This window comes from Leisingera sp. F5 (assembly GCF_001593695.1).
Genome location: NZ_LUKH01000538.1, coordinates 1 through 2,169, shown reverse-complemented (window position 1 = coordinate 2,169; position 2,169 = coordinate 1). Strand labels below are relative to the sequence as shown.

The 2,169-nt window shown below is 60.3% G+C and carries 2 protein-coding genes; both read right to left on the bottom strand.

Annotated features, from left to right (window positions below):
• Positions 1-347, bottom strand: a 347-nt coding sequence (locus tag A2I95_RS32945; protein ID WP_291736605.1) for a universal stress protein, incomplete at its 3' end; no start/stop codon positions are given.
• On the bottom strand, positions 344-2,169 hold a 1,826-nt coding region (locus tag A2I95_RS32940), incomplete at its 5' end, for a TRAP transporter fused permease subunit (RefSeq protein ID WP_291736602.1). The genes A2I95_RS32940 and A2I95_RS32945, both read right to left, overlap by 4 nt.

The window sequence follows — 2,169 nt, the reverse complement described above, 5'->3', positions numbered from 1 at the left end:
TTATGCGCGCCGATCACGATCAGCCCGCTGCCTGCGGTCTCGGCCACTTTCAGGATCTCCTGATACGCTTTGCCGGTGGCCACCAGATGGCGCACCTTGGCATTGCCTTCCTCTCCCAGCACCTTGGTGCAAAGATCGCGCAGCCGCTGGGTGGTGTCCTTGACCGCTTTTTGATGGTGGTGCTCCTCAAAGAAGCCCGACACCCAGCTTTCGCCAAAGTCCGGCAGGACGTTGACGACATCCAGCTGGGCGCCGTCCAGATCCGCCAGCCGGGCGGCCTGGGTCAGCACTTTTTCGTCGGACGCCGGATCGCTTAGTTCCAATGCACACAGTACGGGTTTGTTCATGCCGCTACTCCTTCCTGTTCACGCGCACGGCCGCGCTGCATCATTGCAACGAGGGCCACCAGCAGCAGCGCAGGGATAAAGATCAGCTCTTTGGGCAGCTGGCTGGCCGGGGCCTGGATCGTTGTAACCCGCACCGGTTCATCGGCGTAGAAATCAAAGCTCTCCAGATTGGGTGCCGCCGGGGTGCCGAACATCGGCTCGTCCAGTTTCACAACCCCGTCTTCTTCCAGCAGCAGCAGCCCATAGGCATCCACCGCTTGCTGGCCGCCAGTGCCATCAGCGGTCAGGATCATGGTGGTGCCTTTGATCTCGGAGGTATCAAAATCAGGGCCTTCAACCGTGATCCTGAACTCCGCTCCCGCTTCCGCTTCGTCCAGGGCCTGAACCAGCTGGGCCGGCGGCACCTGCTCAAAGGGCGGCATCACCCGGTCCATGAAGAAGTCCGGCCGGAACAGCGCAAAGGCTGCGAAGATCAGCAGGATGCTTTCATAGATCCGGCTGCGGCTGACAAAATAGCCCATGGTGCCGGCAGTAAAGACCAGGATGGCGATGGTGGCCGATATCGCCACAAGGATGCCCTGTATCCAGGTTACATCAATCAGCAGTAGATCGGTGTTGAAGATGAACACAAACGGCAGCGCCACGGTCCGCAAGGAGTAGAAGAAGGCAATGAAGCCGGTGCGGATCGCATCACCGCCCGACACCGCTGCCGCGGCAAAGCTGGCAAGGCCGACAGGCGGCGTCACATCGGCCATGATCCCAAAGTAGAACACAAACAGATGCACCGCGATCAGCGGCACAATCAGACCGGACTGGGCGCCAAGCTCCACCACCACACCGGCCATCAGTGAGCTGACAACAATGTAGTTGGCTGTGGTTGGCAGCCCCATGCCCAGAACCAGCGAGAGGATACCAACCATCACCAGCATCAGGATCAGATTGCCGCCCGAGACAAACTCAACCAGTTCGGACATCACCTGCCCGACACCGGTCAGCGTAACGGTGCCAACGATCACCCCCGCAGTGGCCGTGGCCAGCGCGATGCCGATCATGTTGCGCGCGCCGTCGATCAGCCCGTTCCACAGGTCGTGGACGCCTTCCATAAAGGCATTGGCCATGTTGCTTTGGCCGCGGAAGATCGCCTTGAGCGGCTTCTGGGTCAGCAGGATCACAAACAGCAGTGCGGTCGCCCAGAATGCCGACAGGCCGGGTGACTTCTGTTCGATCATCAGGAAGTAGACCAGAACGATGATCGGCAGCAGGTAATGCAGGCCCGCCTTATAGATCTCGCCCACTACTGGCAGTTCGACCTCTTTGGCGTTCGGGTCGTCCGGCACCAGATCGTCAACGCCGGAAGCCAGCCACAACAGGGCCGCATAGGCTGCGAACACAAGGGCTGCCAGTGTCAGCCCGGAGGCGCCCGGCATTGCCGAGGTGATCCATTTGACCGGGTATTGAACGCTATAGCAAAGGGCCGCAAAGCCGGCAAAGAACAGCGCCATGCCGCCAATGGTGCGGCCCATGGAAACAACGCGGTTGCCCAGCGTCGGCATGTTCCGCTTCACCGCTTCCAAATGAACGATATAAACCAGCGCGATGTAGGAAATCGCGGCGGGCAGGAAGGCATGGGTGATCACCTCGACATAAGAGATGCCCACATACTCCACCATCAAAAAGGCCGCAGCGCCCATCACCGGCGGCATGATCTGGCCGTTGACTGATGAGGCAACCTCAACCGAGCCTGCCTGTTCGCTGGTAAAGCCCACCCGCTTCATCAGCGGGACGGTGAAGGTGCCGGTGGTCACCACGTTGGCGATGGAGG